Annotated in this window: 19 protein-coding genes; 7 read left to right on the top strand and 12 right to left on the bottom strand. The window is 64.4% G+C overall.

The genetic code is table 11. The annotated features are described in order from the left end of the window. The first annotated feature begins 15 nt into the window (after positions 1-15). Positions 16-594 (top strand): Hpt domain-containing protein, encoded by a 579-nt coding sequence (locus tag ACVIN2_RS36830; protein WP_456769362.1) that lies wholly within the window; start codon positions 16-18, stop codon positions 592-594. A 122-nt stretch (positions 595-716) separates the two neighbouring features. Here the strand turns inward: ACVIN2_RS36830 and ACVIN2_RS36825 are convergent, their stop codons facing one another. From ACVIN2_RS36825 to folE, 4 genes are all read right to left on the bottom strand, one after another. Then, the gene (locus ACVIN2_RS36825) at positions 717-1,892 is read right to left on the bottom strand and encodes a DUF2336 domain-containing protein (RefSeq protein ID WP_456769361.1); all 1,176 of its coding nucleotides are present in this window, start codon (positions 1,890-1,892) and stop codon (positions 717-719) included. Between the two features lie 205 nt (positions 1,893-2,097). After that, positions 2,098-3,195, bottom strand: a complete 1,098-nt coding sequence (locus ACVIN2_RS36820) for a lytic transglycosylase domain-containing protein (RefSeq protein ID WP_456769360.1) — start codon at positions 3,193-3,195, stop codon at positions 2,098-2,100. Between the two features lie 90 nt (positions 3,196-3,285). Then, positions 3,286-3,708 (bottom strand): phosphoribosyl-AMP cyclohydrolase, encoded by a 423-nt coding sequence (gene hisI, locus ACVIN2_RS36815; protein ID WP_456769359.1) that lies wholly within the window; start codon positions 3,706-3,708, stop codon positions 3,286-3,288. Positions 3,709-3,735: 27 nt separating this feature from the next. Beyond that, positions 3,736-4,428 (bottom strand): GTP cyclohydrolase I FolE, encoded by a 693-nt coding sequence (gene folE / locus ACVIN2_RS36810; protein ID WP_456769358.1) that lies wholly within the window; start codon positions 4,426-4,428, stop codon positions 3,736-3,738. Between the two features lie 229 nt (positions 4,429-4,657). Between folE and ACVIN2_RS36805 the strand changes: the two genes are divergently transcribed. Continuing rightward, positions 4,658-5,113 carry an iron-sulfur cluster assembly scaffold protein gene (locus ACVIN2_RS36805; protein WP_085361750.1) on the top strand — a complete coding sequence of 152 codons (456 nt, stop codon included), beginning with the start codon at positions 4,658-4,660 and terminating at the stop codon, positions 5,111-5,113. A gap of 59 nt (positions 5,114-5,172) precedes the next feature. Here ACVIN2_RS36805 and ACVIN2_RS36800 read toward each other — a convergent pair whose 3' ends face one another. Further along, positions 5,173-6,072 (bottom strand): hypothetical protein, encoded by a 900-nt coding sequence (locus tag ACVIN2_RS36800; RefSeq protein WP_456769357.1) that lies wholly within the window; start codon positions 6,070-6,072, stop codon positions 5,173-5,175. 253 nt (positions 6,073-6,325) lie between these two features. Here ACVIN2_RS36800 and yidD point away from each other — a divergent pair, with 253 nt between their 5' ends. Together yidD and ACVIN2_RS36790 are read left to right on the top strand one after the other, a co-directional pair. Beyond that, on the top strand, positions 6,326-6,664 hold the full coding sequence (yidD, locus tag ACVIN2_RS36795) for a membrane protein insertion efficiency factor YidD (RefSeq protein ID WP_456769868.1): 339 nt from the start codon (positions 6,326-6,328) through the stop codon (positions 6,662-6,664). Between the two features lie 90 nt (positions 6,665-6,754). Further along, positions 6,755-6,967: a hypothetical protein gene (locus tag ACVIN2_RS36790; protein WP_456769356.1), complete on the top strand. Its 213-nt coding sequence runs from the start codon at positions 6,755-6,757 to the stop codon at positions 6,965-6,967. A gap of 7 nt (positions 6,968-6,974) precedes the next feature. Here ACVIN2_RS36790 and ACVIN2_RS36785 read toward each other — a convergent pair whose 3' ends face one another. The 3 genes from ACVIN2_RS36785 to ACVIN2_RS36775 are packed head-to-tail and all read right to left on the bottom strand — an operon-like array spanning position 6,975 to position 9,818. Then, entirely contained in the window at positions 6,975-7,931 is a 957-nt protein-coding gene (locus ACVIN2_RS36785; protein ID WP_456769355.1) for a PDR/VanB family oxidoreductase, read from the bottom strand. Beyond that, a complete protein-coding gene (locus ACVIN2_RS36780) occupies positions 7,928-8,449 on the bottom strand; it encodes an MOSC domain-containing protein (protein WP_456769354.1) in 522 nt (173 codons plus the stop codon). Before ACVIN2_RS36780 ends, ACVIN2_RS36785 begins: the two co-directional genes overlap by 4 nt. A gap of 55 nt (positions 8,450-8,504) precedes the next feature. Beyond that, positions 8,505-9,818, bottom strand: coding sequence for an MFS transporter (locus ACVIN2_RS36775; protein ID WP_456769353.1), 1,314 nt, complete (start codon positions 9,816-9,818; stop codon positions 8,505-8,507). 356 nt (positions 9,819-10,174) lie between these two features. Between ACVIN2_RS36775 and ACVIN2_RS36770 the strand changes: the two genes are divergently transcribed. Further along, on the top strand, positions 10,175-10,738 hold the full coding sequence (locus tag ACVIN2_RS36770; protein WP_354058532.1) for a helix-turn-helix domain-containing protein: 564 nt from the start codon (positions 10,175-10,177) through the stop codon (positions 10,736-10,738). A gap of 20 nt (positions 10,739-10,758) precedes the next feature. On the opposite strand, the gene ACVIN2_RS36765 is transcribed toward ACVIN2_RS36770, so the two are convergent. After that, a complete protein-coding gene (locus tag ACVIN2_RS36765) occupies positions 10,759-11,973 on the bottom strand; it encodes a hypothetical protein (RefSeq protein WP_456769352.1) in 1,215 nt (404 codons plus the stop codon). A 2-nt stretch (positions 11,974-11,975) separates the two neighbouring features. Continuing rightward, positions 11,976-13,343, bottom strand: coding sequence for an APC family permease (locus tag ACVIN2_RS36760; protein ID WP_456769351.1), 1,368 nt, complete (start codon positions 13,341-13,343; stop codon positions 11,976-11,978). 329 nt (positions 13,344-13,672) lie between these two features. Here ACVIN2_RS36760 and ACVIN2_RS36755 point away from each other — a divergent pair, with 329 nt between their 5' ends. After that, a complete protein-coding gene (locus ACVIN2_RS36755; RefSeq protein ID WP_456769350.1) occupies positions 13,673-15,016 on the top strand; it encodes an alpha/beta hydrolase in 1,344 nt (447 codons plus the stop codon). Between the two features lie 167 nt (positions 15,017-15,183). Beyond that, complete coding sequence (locus tag ACVIN2_RS36750; protein ID WP_456769349.1) at positions 15,184-15,510, top strand: hypothetical protein; 327 nt, start codon at positions 15,184-15,186, stop codon at positions 15,508-15,510. A gap of 38 nt (positions 15,511-15,548) precedes the next feature. Here ACVIN2_RS36750 and ACVIN2_RS36745 read toward each other — a convergent pair whose 3' ends face one another. Both ACVIN2_RS36745 and ACVIN2_RS36740 read right to left on the bottom strand, forming a co-directional pair. Continuing rightward, entirely contained in the window at positions 15,549-15,938 is a 390-nt protein-coding gene (locus ACVIN2_RS36745; RefSeq protein WP_027567818.1) for a hypothetical protein, read from the bottom strand. A gap of 92 nt (positions 15,939-16,030) precedes the next feature. After that, positions 16,031-17,203, bottom strand: a complete 1,173-nt coding sequence (locus tag ACVIN2_RS36740) for an MFS transporter (RefSeq protein WP_456769348.1) — start codon at positions 17,201-17,203, stop codon at positions 16,031-16,033. Positions 17,204-17,342 lie beyond the last annotated feature (139 nt).

Here is a 17,342-nt window from a genome sequence, read left to right as displayed (position 1 = left end):
ATCGAGGCCGATATCATGGCGAAGAACAGCGCAAGAGACATCGAGATCACGGCCTTCGCCACGCATCAAATCATCACGCAGCCCAACCCGCTGCGGTCGGTCCTGCGCCGCGTCGAAGACAAGGACATGGACGATCCGATCGGCCGCGCTGAACAGGCGCTCGCGGGCCTCGCCGGCGAGTTCAAGGACTGGATGGCGACCGAGATCAACCGGCTGTCCGCCGCCTACGTTGCCATCCGGCACGACGGCTTCACCAAGGACAGGCGCGACGAGTTGTTTCGCGCCGCGCACGACATCAAGGGCGATGCCGCGACCTTCGGCTATCCGGCGGCGGCGGGCGTAGCCGAGAGCCTGTGCCGCGTCATCGAGCACGCGCCCGACCTCGAAAAGGTGCCGGCCGAGCTGTTCACGCACCACATCAACGCCATCCTCGCCATCGTGCACGAGAACACCAAGCTCGACAGCATCAGCGTCTCCGCCGAGCTCAGCCGGCGCCTGCGCAAGGTCGCCGACGACTATCTCGCCGACGCCAACCGCGATCGCCCCGAGCATCTCGAGGTGATCCTGGCGCCGAGCATCGCGCCGGCGGGGTAGCTGCGCCGTTCGCGAGGTGTGGTAGGGTGGGCAAAGCGAAGCGTGCCCACCAGTCGCCATGAATTGTGCGGAGAGACGGTGGGCACGGCGCAATGCGCCTTTGCCCACCCTACGGCGTCTCGTTACGCTGCAATCAGATCGCCATACACCGGATCAACTGTCTCCTCCGCGACCAGCTCGTCGCAGAACAGTCTTGCCTCTTCGCGCGCGGATTCGGTGGCGAAGCGGCGCAGCAGGACCATCAGCGGCTCGGTCGCGCCGCGGTCGGTCTCGCAATGGGTGAGCACGCGCTCGACCATGCGGCGGCGCAGCCGCACCGCATTGTCGTCGCTGTCGACGAAGCCTTGCTCGTGGCAGGCATCGAGCGCGACCTGGAAGGCCGCAAACGTCGCCTCGGGAAGTCCGGCGCGGCGGAGCAGCGCGTGCAGGCTGTTGCCGCTGCGATCGTGCAGCAGCGCGGACACGCGCGCCAGCGGCAGCTCGGCGAGCTCGGCCAGCGCCGCATCGAACAGGTCGAGATTGCTCGACAGCAGCGCGCGCAGAATGAGACCCGCGGTGAGCTGGCCGGTGATGCGCAGGTGCCGAACAAGACCTTCCATGTCTTCGCCGCGCGAGCGCGCCGCAATGTTCATGGTGGAGCGGTCGCGCGCCTCGGTCGCGATCCGCTCGGCGCGGTCGGCACTCAGCCAGTTCCGGGCCACGACGAATTGAGCCAGCGTCTCCGAGAGTTTTGCCACAAGCGCAGCGCGCGTTGCGGACGGCAGATCCTCCAGCACCAGCATTGCCTCGCGGATCGCGGCGAGATGGCCGTGACGCTCGACGATGCGATCCCAGGAGAACGGCGCAAGCTCGGCATGAGAATTTTCGATCAGCTCGAGCGCTGCCGCCGCGCAGCCGACTTCGGCAATGGCGGCGCAGACCGATACCGGCAGCGCGATGCGGCGCGCGACCGCGCACTGCACCTCGTCGTTGCCGGTCGCGACGATGTCGACGAGATCGGCGTCGATCAGCAGCGGAGAATGTTCGAGCACGGGCAACGCGACGGTCGGCTGGTCCGCCGACAGCGCCCGCACGATCGACGCCGGCGCCTCGGTGCTGCGCGCAAACGCCTCGGCCATCGCCTGCCGCACCAGCGGCGAGGGATCGTCCAGCAGCATCAAAAGCGCGCCTTCAGCGGCAATACGGTCGTCAGGAGAAAGGTCTGAGATCAGCCAGGCCCGGGCCAGCGCCCGCGTCGCCTCGGCCCGCTCGCCAGCGGGCGCCGTCCTGATCCAATTGATGAACTGCCGAACAATCATGGTGCTTCCGGCTTACGCAACGAAGACGAAGCGGTGACGGCTTGTCACCTGCAACACAAAATAAACCACGACGCTTAACAAAGCGTTCACCATAACTGGCTGGTTTTATTGACGTTTTGTTAAGGGAACAAAGGCGACCCGTTCACGCGCCGGGACCTGCGCGCAGCGTTCACGCTGCGACGTGTCCGAGACACCGGCGCGCGAATTAGCTTGAGAACGTGCCGCTGCGATCGCTGAAGAGATCAAGAGGCTGCGGCGGCCGGACGTCGGGCGTCGCCGATGCGGCCGAGGTCGCTGGTGCGACCGAGGTCGCGGGTGCGACCGAAGTGAGCGAGGCATTGTTGCCCCACAATTTCTGCACGGTCGTCGAGACCGGCTGGGTGGTGTCGCCGGGCTGATAGATCGAGCGAAACACCGGCGTGCTCGGTGCATTGTCCGCCACCGTCGTCGGCGCCGTCGCGCTAATGGGCGTCACCGCGCGAGTGTTCGGAAAGGACTGGAGATACGCGGCATTGTCGATTAGCGGCGCGGCAGGCTGTACGCCGTTGGCGCTCGCGACCTGCGTGGTCGACGGCGTGCCGCCATACATCGCCATCGCGCTGCGGGTGGTTTTCGAATTTGCCGCGCCGGCGTAGCGTGCATCCAGCACGGAATAGACCTCGGAGACGCTGCGCGCGCGGCCGTCCCTGGCGTAGAAGATCGAGCGATTGGCGGACGCCGCGTTGGGAAACAACCGCGCGCCGACCGCTTGCGGATTGTCCTCGGCATTCGCGATCAGCTTCGCGGCGCCGCCGACGCCCATGAAATGCGCCATGTAGAGTTCGCTGTCGCTTGGCCTGCGGCCGAGCAGGCCGGTGAGCTTGAAGCTGTTCGACTGCGTCAGCGCAGCCGCCATGCTGGAGGCGGCCTCCGGATCGTCGCGCAGCTTCATGATCGACCGCTTCATCGCGGGATCATCGACGGTGTAGGTGCCCGACGACGTCCTGGTGATGGCGTCGGAATAATTGCCATAGCCGAGCTGGGTGCCCGCTTCCTTCACCGTGCCGAGCCAGGTCTGGTCGATGAACTGGTAGAGCCCGTGCGCGGATGACGTAGTCGCCCCCGCCGAGGGATCAAAATCCGATTCCATCTTGGCGGTGGTCAGCATGTACTGAAAGCTGACGCCAGCGACGTTCGAGGCCTGCTTGATCGCACCGGCGACGCGTGCCCGCGACGGATCGAGAACCGCCGTCTGAGAGGCACTGGAATTGTCGACCGACATGATGAAGTGCCCGCACCGCACGGCGTTGAGTGGCGCCGGCAATTCAGCGCCCTGTCGTCTCACCGTGGGACAGGTATGGTTAATGCGGGGTTAATTCGGATCGCCAGCTCCGCCCTACGCGCGACGGCAGGACTACTTCTTGTACACCGCGGCCGGATCGAACAGCCTATCCGCATCGACGAAGACGAGCCTGGCGCCGCCGTCTTGGGCCTCGACCTTGCGGTAGAAGCAGGACCGGCGGCCGGTGTGACACGCCGCGCCGATCTGCTCGACGCGGATCCAGACCGCATCCTGATCGCAATCGGTGCGGATCTCGACCACGCGCTGGGTCTGACCTGAGGTCTCACCTTTTCGCCACAAGGCATTGCGCGAGCGGCTGAAGTACCAGGCCTCGCCGGTCGCGACGGTCTTGCGCAGCGCCTCGTCATTCATGTGCGCGACCATCAGCACGTCGCCGGTGGCGACGTCAGTCGCGACGACCGTCACGAGACCGGCCGCGTCGAACCTGGGAAGGAAGGCGAGACCTTCCTCGGTTTCATGGGAGTGAGCGGACACAGTGCCCTCGCCGGTCTATTCGCGAGGTCAGCGCTGCAGGCCTCGCACCAGGGACAGAAAACGAGCCTGTTCCGCCGGATTGTCGCGGAACACGCCGGTGAAGCGGCTGGTGAAGGTGGAGGCGCCATGTTTGGCGACGCCGCGCACCGACATGCAGGTATGCTCGGCCTCGATCAGCACGGCAACGCCGCGCGGCTTGAGGCTCTCGTCGATCGCCGCCGCGATCTGCGCGGTCATGTGCTCCTGGGTCTGGAGCCGGCGCGCGAAGATGTCGGTGAGGCGCGCAAGCTTCGACAGGCCGACCACGCGTTCCACCGGCGTGTAGGCGATGTGCGCCTTGCCGTAGAACGGCATCATGTGATGCTCGCATTGCGAGGTGAACTCGATGTCCCGCACAAGGACGAAATCATCATAGCCGGCGGTCTCGCCGAAGGTGCGATCGAGCACCTCGGCCGGGCACTGGTGGTAGCCCTGGTAGAGTTCGTCGAAAGCCTCGACCACGCGGCGCGGCGTGTCGAGCAAGCCCTCGCGGTTGGTATTCTCGCCGATATAGGCGAGCAGCGTCTTCACCGCCTGCTCGGCCTCGGCGCGCGCCGGGCGCGGCTGGTCGGCGCGGACGGCAGCGGCGAGGAATTCGGAAGGATCAAGCTCCGCCGGACGGCCATCGGGCTGCCGGTCGGAGGGCTTGTTGGGGCGGATGGATTTGATGGTAGCGTCCATGTCTACTCCGTTCGACGGCCTTGCGGCCGGAGTGTCACCGGCAGACGGGGCGGCGAGCCGCCGGACGCCTGAGAGAACAGTTTCGGCGAAAAGGTCTTCAAATTAACGCCGGCAGCACGGTTCTGGATCACACCATCGCTGCAGCGCTGGACTGTTTTTCCGCCAGTTCCGACCCTATATAGGGCCGTGGACGGCGCACGCCAAGGCCGATCCTGCTGGACTCCATCACATGCTGAACGACATTTATAACAAGCGGATCATCGAACTGGCCGGGAATATTCCGCGGCTCGGACGGCTGTCGAATCCCGATGCCACCGCGACCGCCCACTCCAAGCTGTGCGGCTCCACCGTCAAGATCGACCTCAAGATGGAGGGCGACAAGGTCACCGACTTCGCCCACGACGTGAAGGCTTGCGCGCTGGGACAGGCTTCCTCATCCATCATGGCAAGTCAGATCGTCGGATCGACTGCGAGCGAACTCCGTGAGTTACGCGAAACTGTTCGCAAGATGCTGAAGGAGAACGGCGCGCCTCCTGAAGGCAAATGGGAAGAGATCAAGTTCCTCGAGCCGGTCCGCGACTACAAGGCGCGCCACGCCTCGACGCTCCTGACCTTCGATGCCGTGGTCGATGCCATTGGCCAGATCGAGGCGAAGGCGAAGCAGCCGGCTGCGGCGCAAGGCTGAGTCCGGAGGCTGATCCCGGGCTCTTCGCTGGGCCCGGAAATAAGATCAGAAATTCGAGGCTACTTCTGCGCCGCCGCAACCGGCGTGGCGACGCCGCCCGTCGGCACCAGAGCTTCCGCCGTCTTGGTCGACTTGGCGGGCTGCTCCGGCTCCGCACCGAATCTCGCCTGGGTCTTCGGTGCAAGCTCCGCCATTGCCGGCGCGGAGATGTCGACATGCGGCAGCACGTCGGCCACGAGATCCGTCGTCACGAGATTGGTGAGCTTGAGCTCGCCTGCATCGAGCTCGTGCAGATCTTCCCAGGGCGGGACGCTGAGCGCGAGCGATAGCAGATCGCCGGCACCGCCCATGTCGAACGTGTATTTGGCGAGCCGGCCGATGTCGCGCTCCACGATCATCAAATCCTGCGCGCTGTAGCTCGCAGCCTTGGCATCGTCGGCGCGATCGCCCATCCAGATCTGGTGGACCCGCACATGGGCCGCTTCCGGCACGTAGCGCTTCTTGCCGGCCAGCAGCAGGAACACGCACATGGATTCGCAATAGGCCTCAGGCGCGACCGCCGGACGGACCGACTGCCCGCCGCGGTTCTGAAGGCTGATGCCGACCGTGGTCAGAAGTCCGAGATTGCGGAAGCGCCGGCCGAGCGTGATCGCGTCGTTGACGGAACCACCGCTGGAATCCAGCACTACGGTGGCGCCGCCGAGCTGGCGTCCGCGGGAAAACTCTTCGAAGTCCTTGGGCGTATCGGCGGTGATGATGCCGACCGCGCTGACCCACCCGCGGCAATTCGGCTCGCAGGCGACCCAGCCGAACTTCATCGGCAGCTTGCGCTCTTCGAGGGCGGCACCGGCCCGGGCCGACGACCCGAGCGTCGCGACGGCGCCAGCCAACACGACTCCACAAGCAGCGGTTCCCACCAGCAACCAGCCGCGAAGTTTGAGCGCCTTCAGAAGTTTCAAACTGGTCCCTTCCCCAAGTCCCAAGCTTTAGCCCAAGCCTTACGGCGAGCCGACTCAGCCAAGCCCCGTTCTGACGTTCCAATGAGTCTCACATGAACGTCACAAAAATGGTATCCGGGGGAATACAGCTCGTCCATAGGCACTTGCTGCACTGCTCCCAAAAAGCATGCAAAATATGACGTACAAACAACAGCTTATAGTTCCCTGCGCCGGAACCGCGCAGAACCTCGCCCACGATCTCGGCAAAGCGCCCATGAAGCAATCAGCCTGCGAGCACTGTTCCAATCCCGTCGCGGGCGCACTCCGGCTTCCGCGCAGATTCGGCCGCGCGCTGATCTGGATCTATCGCCACACGCTCTCGCCGCTGGTTGGCTACAATTGCCGGCACCTGCCGACCTGCTCCGCCTATGGCGACGAAGCGATTGAAAGATTCGGGCTGTGGGCCGGCGGCTGGATGACGCTGGCGCGCCTGCTCCGTTGCAACCCTTTCGGCACCTCGGGCATCGACAACGTGCCCCTCACCGCGCCGCAAGCTTCGCGCTGGTATCTGCCCTGGCGATACGCCCGCTGGCGCGGTGTCAACGCATCCTGAGCACGACGCGGCGCCTCACGCGCCGCTACCTTGAGTGGAACCGAAATTCTCCCCTCGCGTTGATGTGATGCTCCCGCGGGAGGAAAAACAATGCGCTGGAAAATCAGCCCTCATTTTCACTTCAGGTCAGGACCGGATTCGGGGGTTGGTTCGCGAGGCCACGATCCCAGAACCCTCGACATGCTCGCCATCATCGTCCTCCTGACGCTCGCGGTCGGCTCCGGCTGGTATCTGGCGACGAGCACTGCCACGCCGCCCAGTACGACGGCGTTCATCGTGCCGAGCCAGAGCGTGCACTGGTAGGCTGGACTTAGAGGTCCAGCACCAGCCGGTCGGCGTCCGATCCGGCGACACAGATCATGAGAAAGCGTTCGCGCTCATACGGCGACAGGACGCGATCGCGGTGCACGGGCTTGCCCTCGATCCAGCCAACCTTGCAGGCGCCGCAAATGCCGCCGCAGCAGGACGTCGATATATCGATGCCTCCTTCCTGCAAGGCGGCCAGCATGGTCTGGCCGGCGCGAACCTGGATTTCCGTCCCCGTACACGCCAGCGACAGCGTGAAGGCCTTTGCGTCAGGGTCGATCACCGGTGGCGGCGCGACGAAACGCTCGATGTGAACATTGGCTGCGGGCCAGGCTGCGGTCAGGCGCTCGAACTCGTCGGTCATGCCTTCCGGCCCGCAACAGGCGACCATCGTCTGCACCCCGACCTCTCCGACCAGCGACGCCAGATCCGGACGCCCGGCCGAGGAGGTGCGGTGCACGACGACACGCCCCGCTTCGATCAGCGGCGCGAGGCGGGCGGCAAGCGGCACCTCCTCGCGCACGATGAGGTGCAGCACAAAGTCTGCATTGCCAATCTGCAGGAGGTGACGTGCCATCGACAGGAACGGCGTCACGCCGATGCCACCCGCGACGAACACATGGCGCGCAATGTCCCCACCCGGCTCCAGCCCGCCGCGCGGCAGTGACACGCCGATGACATCGCCTATGCCAATCTCGTCGTGAAGCGCGCGCGAACCGCCGCGCCCATCGACCTCGCGTTTGACCGCGATGACGTAACGCGAGTTGTCGGCGGGCTCATTGCACAGCGAATAGGTCCGCACGAGACCGTTCGGCAGATGCAGGTCGATGTGGGCGCCAGGCTTGAACGGCGGCAGGTCCCAATGGTCGGGATCGGCCAGCGTGAACACCTTGATCCCCGTACCAGCCCCTTCGATGCCGACGACAACCGTCTTGATCGTCGTTATGGGCCGCGCACTCATGGCGCGTTCCGCACGGTGTCGCCGACCCTGACGATGCCGCCTTGCAATATCCTGCAGTTGAGGCCCGAGCGGTTGATGAGCGGATCGAAGATTGCCTTGCCGGTGATCTCCTCGATATGCCGGCATGGAATCGATAATCGGGTTGCTTCCAGCAAGGTCTCACCTAACCAGAAGCGGCGGCCGACCAGATGATTCAAGGGCACGCCCTCTACCGTCACATTGCGGCGATGCTCCTCGGGACCGAGTTCGATTCCCGCGTCGCGCTTGAGCGCGATCAAGGTTTCGAGCTCGAACAGGGTGACCTGCCGGCCCTCTTCGGGCTTGTGCGAATAAAATCCCTCCTCGCGCCCGATCATGTAGCGGTCGCCCTCGATCCCTTGGCCGGCGACGAGAGCGAGTTGCTCCATCGCGCGCATTGGCAGGAACGCGCGCGGGGCGAGATGGAGGAAGCGGACCACGCCAGTCCAGCCAAGACGTGCTGTGCTATCGGCCGAGCCGGCGTCTATCTCATCGAGCATGACAAAATCCTTGTGAGAAGCGATGGCGCGCCGCCAGCAGCGGCGCGCCGCGGGATCAGGTCAGTTCCTTGTTCGCCGTTTCCGGCGCGAACGTGGTCGCGGTCGCCGTGATGGCGGCGCAGCCAATCAGCAGCAGCGAAACCGGCCAGGTGGCGCCGCCACTCCAGGCCATCAGAGCCGCCGCAATCAGCGGCGTCAATCCGCCACTGATGGCAGCACCGACCTGAAACCCGAGCGAGGCGCCGCTATAGCGCAGCCGCGCAGAAAACAGCTCGGAGTACCAGGGCGCGCCGATGCCGAACATCACCATCTGCCCGAAAGTAATCGCGACCACGATGGTGCAGATGACGATGGTGGGATCGCGGGTGTTGAGCAGCCAGAACAGCGGAAAGGCAAACAGCGCCGAAAACAGACAGCTTGCATAGAACATCTTTTTGCGGCCGACGATATCGGACAGCCAGCCGAACAGCGGAATAGCGAGCAGCGCGACCAGCGATGCCGCGAAGGCGCCGTTCAACACCACCGTACGAGACAAGCCAAGGTTTGCCGTGGCGTAGGACATCACGAACACGCCGCCGATGCTGGCATAGGCGATCTCCGAGATCTTCAGCCCGACCGCGGTAAAGAAAGGCCGGCGGTGGTGCCTGAAGATCTCGACCAGCGGCAGAGTTGCGACCTCCTTTTTGGCCTGGACCTGACGGAAGGCCACAGTCTCTTCCATGTTAAGGCGGATGTAGAGACCGACGCCGACCAGGAGGATCGAGATCAGGAACGGAATGCGCCAGCCATAGGACATGAACTCACTTTCCGGCAGGCTCGCCACCAGCGCAAACATGCCGATCGCGGCGAGATTGCCGATGGGATTGCCGACCTGCACCATGCTGCCGAGCAGGCCGCGGCGGTGGGTCGGGCAATTCTCCACCACCATCAGCACTGCACCACCCCATTCGCCGCCGAGGCCAATGCCCTGGAGGAATCGCAGGCCGATCAAGAGCAGCGGCGCGGCGATCCCGATCTGCTGATAGGTCGGAAGCAGGCCGATCAGGAAGGTGCCGATGCCCATCACCATGATCGTGATCGCGAGCATCGCCTTGCGGCCCACCCGGTCGCCGTAGTGACCGAAGATCGCGGCGCCAAGCGGTCGCGCCAGAAAGCCGACCGCATAAGTGCCGAAGGCCGCGATCGTGGCGAGCGTGGGATTGCCGGCAGCGAAGAAGACCTTGTTGAAGACCAGCGCTGTCGCCGTGCCGTAGATGAGGAAGTCGTACCATTCGACCGCGGTGCCGATCACGCTCGACCACACGATCCGCCGCAAGCTCGCCGCCTCGTCCGGGGCTACGTTCAGGGTTACGTCGTCTGCTACGGTCATCGATGTCTCCAAAAGGTACCGGCGCCAGGGAAAGCAGTTGGCTCTGTCCGCGGAGGCCATCGGCATCCCGGACGGTAAAATCGATCATGTTTACTGTTGGAAATCAACGACGCGGAACGCGGCAAATGCCATCCGGAGCGGCAAAGCACGCCAATTGCACTGTAATTGAGCTGATTCAAGCGATATACCAGAGTCTCTGCTTACAATATCTGCGCCCTTGCTCTAAATTTCTGCGCATATGTTTTCCGCTGGAATACACCCGGCGCGTACACGGAAGGGACAGCGCGCACCCGCCGGACTGGCAGTCGGGCGACATCTGTTGCAAAAGAGACGTCACCAGTTCGGGAGACTCATGCGTGCTTGACGTCAGCAAAGCGGCAGCCGTCGGGGCCAATATTCGCCAGGCGCGGATCGCCAAGGGCCTGACACTGGACCAGCTTGCCAGGCAGAGTGATCTCACGCGCGGCTATATCTCGCTGGTCGAACGCGACCTGAAGATCCCTTCGCTCGCCGCCCTGCTACGGATGGCAGCCGCGCTCGAGGTCAACGTCGCGACTTTCTTCGACCCGAACGCCGAACCGGCGCCGCGCTACACGCTGTTCCGCCGTGAAGGCGGCAACGTCCCGCTGTTTCAGGACACCTTTGGCGTGGTGCCATTGGCAACCGGCCGCACCCGCAAGATGATGGAGCCGTTCCTCCTGAGCCCGCCGCACAAATCGGCGACGCGCGCCTCGCATGCGGGCGAGGAGTTGCTGTTCGTTATCAACGGCAAGATCGCGATCAAGCTCGACGGCGAAGAACTCGTCCTCGGCAAGGGCGATTGCCTGTATTTTTCAGGCGAGACACCGCACGAGGTCAGGAGCCTCGGCCGGCAGAAGGCGGAGGTCCTGGTCGTCGTCGCCCAGAGCCCGGCGGCGTAGCTCCGGCCCTGGCACCAGGCTTAACGGGACCAGAAAAAGCGCGCGGGCGGCGGCGGGACCGGCTCGGGCGGACGTGGCCGCTTCGGACGCGGCGGTCTCGGCGGCGGCTCGGCGGACGAGGTGGTCTCCGCGCCCGGCGCTGTCTCGCTTCCCGGCACCTTCACCGCCAGCAGCAAGTTCGACTCGTGCATCCGCCAGCGGTAACCGACGCCGAAATCGATCGGTTGGGCCCGCGTGAACAATGCGGCGTAGCGCTCCTGATAGCGACCGGGAAATTCGCCGATCGGTCCGAGATAGCGGCCGAACGGGAAGAACCGCCATTGCCGCGAATTGTAGCTCGAAAGCGGAATGCCGGAATCGTCCTGGACGATGGTCGCGCTGTTGGCGAGCAACCAATCGCGCGCGACGGTGAAGTTGCCGGAGTGCAGCAGATAGGACGCACTCTTGATCAGGCTGTTGCCGGGGCCGAGCGTCTCGCAGAATTTCAGGAAGCCGGCGGCGCGCGCGCCTGAATTGGAGAGATCGGTCGAGAAATAGTACAGCGTGCGCGCCTCGCCGTCGGGGCCTGCAAAGGTGATGCGGGCGCCGCGCGTCGCATTCGGTCCGGGATTGTCGTTTCCGACATGCATCCCGCCCTTGTCGTCGAGTGCGACCATCTCGACATTTCGGATGGTCTTGCCGGAGCGGACGAGGAAGACGTAGAGGATCGGCAAGGTGCCGTTGACCTGGTTGGTGTGCAGGTCGACCTTCATCTGCTTGGTGATGAAGAAGGAAAAACTCAGGATCGAGCCGAGCGAGCGCTCGACATTGTAGAGCGCGGCGCCGACCGAGCCGCGCGGCAAGCGCGTCAGATCAGCCACCGCACCGACCGGCTCCAGCGCGCCGAGCACGTAAGTGCTGGCCTTGGGATAGAAGGCGTTGGCGTAGAGGAAGTCGGGGCCGCTGAACAAATAAAACATGGTCGGCCTGGGCGCCGCCAGATTGACGTCGGCCCAGTTGCGGATCTTCGAGAGCTGGCGCTGCTCGAGCTGGGCAAAGGCGCCGTCGAAGAACTTTGCGTGGCGCTGCCAAGCCGGGTCCTTTGTAAGCGGCACCAGCGGCGAATCCGCCGAAGGCTGCATGCCCGCGAGGAAGCGCGCGGTGTCGTCGAAAGTTGCCTCGGCGGCACGTGCGGACGAGACGGCCGCAGCCAGCAAGGCGAGAGCGACGGCCGCAATTCTCATGGGTCGAAACATGTCTATTCGCGATTGTGTGACGTGCCAGCGGCGACCGGCCGCCTGCGGAAAACAGCATAAATCAACAGGCCCGAGAGCATGACGAGCATCCCCGACAGCGATTGCACGGGCCGCTCGGTCAACAAATAGTACATCATGAACCCTGTCACGAGCAGGAAAACGAGCGGCGTGAACGGGTATCCCCAGGCACGATAGGGCCGTGGCAAATCGGGATCCGTGATGCGCAGCTTGATGACGCCGGCGACCGTAAAGAACGAGCAGAACAGCAGTGCGAACTGGATGAAGTCGAGCACGGCCTCGAAGCTGCGCGTGAACAGCAGCAGATTGGCGACGGCGAGCTGAAACAGGATGGCATAGGCGGGCGCGCCGCGGACCGATCTCCGCGAGAACACGCGCAGCGCCGGAATGTCCTCCCCCATCGTCATCATCACGCGCGGGCCGATCCACATCATCGCGCTGATCGATGAGATCAGGCCGAAGCAGATCATCGCGCCGACGATCCGGCCCCCGAGCTTGCCGAAGATCGCGCTGCCGGCGACGCTGGCGACGTCGAGCTGACCCGCGAGCGCGCCGACCGGGGTCGAATGGAGAAACACCGCATTCAGCGCGACGTACAGCACGAGCACGACCAGCGTGCCCGCGAGCAGCGCGCGCGGCAGGTCCCGCTGGGGCATGTTCATCTCGCCGATGATGTAGGTCGCGGCATTCCAGCCCGAGAACGAATACATCACGAATACGAGCCCGATCGCGAAGGGCGCGCTGACGATATGCGCGAGATCGCCCGCCTGCGGCGAGAAGGCAATCGGCTGCGGCACGCCGACGATGAAGCCGGCAACCAGGAAGGCCACGATCAGCACGACCTTCAGGATGGTCGAGATCAACTGGAAGGTCGAGGAGTGCCTGACGCCGGTCAGTTGCACGAGCGAGACCAGCCACACCACGGCGATGGCAAGCGGGATCGGCGGCACACCGGGGACGACCGATTTAGCGTATTCGCCGAACGCCATTGCGGCCAGCGCAACGGGTGCTGCAAAGCCAACCGTCGCCGACACCCAGCCGGCGAGAAAGCCGAAGGCGGGATGATAGGCACGGCTGAGGAAATTGTATTCGCCGCTCGAGCGCGGAAACATCGCGCCGAGCTCGCTGTAGGAGAACACCCCGCACAGCGCGACGATCCCGCCGACCGTCCAAAGCAAGAGGATCGAGAAGCCCGAGGGAATGTCCTTGACCTGGAAGCCGAGGCTGGTGAAGACGCCGACCCCGATCATGTCGGCCACGACGATGGCGGTTGCGACCAGAACGGAGACCCCCGACCCGCTTCCGGTCAGCCGGCCGGTCCAGGGTGCAGTACCCGCGTCTGATGCCGTCATCGCCGTCCTCAACCTCAGGCGTCACGCCTCGTGGGAAGCATCGTGCAGCTCGGTCCAGTCAATTCAAGCAGGGTTAACAAGGGTTAAATGAGGCGGGGCCACTTCGGTACTCTAGCACCATTAATCCACGATCCGGGCAATAAAGCTTCGTAAACACCGGGACATCCCGCCTCCCTCCCCCACAATCACGACACGATTGCGTGGTCCCTTTGAGCGTTCCGGATGTGGGGAAGTTTCTCCGGACACTTAACGTCGCCTAAACGCCCATCGGCTCAATTGCCTTAATGATTGCCGATGGACTTGTGGTCATGACTTGGGGTCATGGGTGAATGGTCGGGGCCGTTCCGAAATCGAGAGCTGACATCCGCGCCGACCGGACCACGTCCGGCGTGAGCGGTCGTGCGCTTCGGATCGCTCTGATCTCAGTCTTGGTGCCGTTGTCGCTGACCCTGGTTCAATGCGGCAAGGCACCCAATCCGGCAGCGCTCGCGGCGAACTCGCAAGCCAACGTCCAAGGCAACGTCCCAGCCAACGTGCAGGTCGTTGCGAAGACAAACCAGCAAGTCGCAAGCAGCGACTCGTTCGAGGATCGCTTCCCGGCCCCCCAGTTCAGGGAGCGCTTCCCATCCGCGAGCGAGGGTTTTCTGCAACGGCAGATGTCGGACTTCTCACCCAAGCGCGCCGCGCAGCAGCAGCCGGAGCAGGCGCCCTACAAGGTCGCTTCGCTCGCGCCGCAGGCCCCCTACCAGCGTCCGCCGCGCGAGGATCTGACGACGCTCGTCAGCATGAAATCGTCAGCTTTCCCTTATTTCGGCAACAACCCCGCCTCCGACGCGCCGTTCCTCAACATCTCCAAGGGCGACCGCCGCGGCCACCGTAGCTATTCCGGGCGCGTCTTCTGGCAGGACGAGACCTACAGCGATAACCGCGTCTTGATGCACGTGCCCGAGCATTTCGACGTGCGGAAGCCGGGCGTGATCGTGGTGTTCTTCCACGGCAATGGCGCGACACTCGAGCGCGATGTGCGCGACCGCCAGCTGGTGCCGCAACAGATCACCGATTCCGGCGCCAATGCCATCCTGCTCGCACCGCAGATGGCAGTCGATGCCGCCGATTCCAGCGCAGGAAAATTCTGGCAGGCCGGGGGCCTCAAGCGCTTCATCGACGAGTCGGCGAACCATCTCGCTCGCCTCACCGGCGATCCCAACAGCGCCCGCGCCTTCGCCAATATGCCGATCGTGATCGTCGGCTATAGCGGCGGCTTCCTGCCGACGGCCTGGAGCCTCGAGGTCGGCGGGATCAGCGACCGCGTCCGCGGCGTCGTGCTGCTCGACGCCGTCTATGGCGAGATGGACAAGTTCGCCTCATGGATCGAGAGCCACCGCTCCGGCTTCTTCGTCAGCTCCTACACCCACTACACCGCGCGGCGCGACCGCGAGCTGATGAGCACGCTGCGGCAGAAGGGCATCACCGTCTCCGAAGACATGGACGGCCCCTTACGTCCGGGCAGCGTGGTGTTCGTCGAAACCGGGGACGGCATCACCCATCGTGACTATGTGACCCGCGCCTGGACGCGGGACCCGCTCAAGGACGTCCTGGTGAAGATGTCAGCGACGCCATCACTCGCGCTCACGCGCGTGGCCTCCACCAATCCATCCGCATCGAGCCGGTAGCGATATTGCGCCCGTCGGCATCTGGCTGCACGGCCCGCAATTCTCTCGAACCTTGATCAAAATGTGATGTTGATGGCCGACGGTCCCGGTGCCGACCGGATTGCTTCCACTGGCAACAATCATACTTTGCCGGCCAAGTTGTATTTGGGATTCTGCGGGGACATGCAGTGCGTCAGGGACTCTACAAGGTCAACTTCCACACGGTTCACGGGACGGGTTGTGGTGTCGTCTATGTGACCGAGGGCAAGATGCGCGGCGGCAATTCCGCTTTCGCGTTCATCGGCACCTGCACGGGCGAAGGCGACAGCATCAGGGTCAAGATCTCGACCGAGCGCCACAATGACGACCCGTGCTTCAAGGCACTGTTCGGTCTCGACCGGATCACGCTGACGCTCGCTGGCCGGGAGGATGGCGACAGTGCGGAATTCGAAGGCACCGCACTGCAACTGCCGGGCGTTGCCTTCAGGGCCGTGCTAAGCCGGATCAGCGACTAGCCGCCCGGCTGCTGGCCATCGGCCTCAGGTCTTGGGCGTCAGGTTTTTGGCAGCTTCGGAATGCTCTCGGCAAAGCCGTTGAAGCAGGCCAGCCGCTCGTCCTCCTCCTTGAAGAAACGGCAATCGGCGTAGCCCTTGGCCTTCGCCGGCTTCGGCTTCGGCGTCGGCGCAATCACGGCGTCGTAGCAATTGAGCCGGTCCTTGGTGCCGTCGTCGAGATCGAGGCAGGCCTGGAGCCGCGCTGCGATGGATTGCGGCTTGCCCTTCGGCGCCGCAGCCGGCTTGGCCGCAGCCTCCTTGGTCCCTGCCTTGGTGCCCTTGGGCTTGACCTGCACCAACGGCTTGTCCCCGATCATTGGTGGCTTGTCGGCTTGCGCGAAAGCGGAAGCTGAATAGAGCACCGCGGCAACCGCCAGAATCATCCTCATCTCAGTCAACCCTCTTTGGTCCCCATGACCGGCCTTCTAGCCTCCCGGCGCGCGGTTTGCCAAGCACCTTGCGCATACGGACACGCTTCCGCTCAGGCCGGGGCGGCAGTTGCCGGCCGGGGCCGGGTCAGGACCACCAGGATCAGCGCCAGCACGACGAAACCGACCGCGACGAAGCCGAGCGTATGCAGGAGCTCGCGGGCAAACAGCAGTCCGCCGACGGCAGAGCCGACCGCCTGGCCGATATAGAGGACGGAGGTGTTGAGTGCGACGGTCGCCGATGCCAGCGACGGTGCGGCCGAGACCAGCCGCACCTGCTGCATCGAATTGGTCGAGGCAAAGCCGAGGCCCCAGATCGCGACCGCACCCGCCATCAACGCGAGCGTGCCGGCGCCGAGCGCCCAGCCCGTGATTCCTGCAAGCAACAGGCAGGTGAACAACAGCGAGGTGCGATAGGGCCCTGATGTGTCGACGATGCGGGTCGCGATGACAACGCCGAGGAAGCCGCAAACGCCATAGAGGGCGAACACCAGGCCGATCGCATCGGGCCCTGCGCCGGTCAGCTTGTTGAGCAGCGGTCCCATGAAGGTGAACACCACGAACTGCCCCGACATCTGCAACATCGTGATCGCAAGCAGCAGCAGGATCGTTCTGTTGCGACCGACCGCGCTCCAGGTCTTCAAATCCACCGGCGACCCCTTCAAGCCCGCGGGCAGCCGCATCAGCAACAGCAGCAAGCTGACGCAGCCGAGCGCGCCGATCCCGCCATAGGCCGCGCGCCAGCCATAGCGGCTGGCGATGAAGGTGATCAGCGGCAGGCCGACGGCGGCAGCGAGCGACCAGCCGAGAAAGATGTAGGCAATCGTGCTGCCGCGACGCTCCACCGGTACGATCAACGCCGCCGTACCGGCGGCCTGCGGCGTGTAGAGCGCGCCGACCGCGAGCATCACCAGGCGGATGACGAGGAGGCTTACATAGTCGGGCGCAACGGCAGAGGCGAGATTGCCAAAAGCGAGCACCGCGAGCGTCGTGGTGAGCAGCGTCCGGCGTTCGATCCGGCTGGTGAGCCAGGCCGTTAGCGGCGAGCCGATGCACAGGATGACAGCCCCGAAGGTGATCAGGAGCGCGGCCGCATGGATGCTGACGTCGAGCCCCGTCGCCAATTCCGGCAGCATGCCCGCCGGTGCCAAGACCGAGCAGCCGGTGACGAGATTGCCGAGCATCAGGGCGGTTGGCGCGAAACGGCCGGCGCAAGCATTTTCCATGCAAACGCATGTAGAGCCGCCTTGCGACCAGTTAAAGGGCGTTGCCCGGAATAGTTCGTGCAGCGCCCCCGCTTTGGCGCGCCGGTTTCTTGGAAATGCCGGATTGCGCAGGCCGAATCGCCTGATATATCGCTCGTTC

The sequence above is a fragment of the Bradyrhizobium sp. USDA 3650 genome (assembly GCF_054057395.1).
Note: the sequence above shows the minus strand (reverse complement) of the source record. Positions and strands in the feature narration are given on the sequence as shown.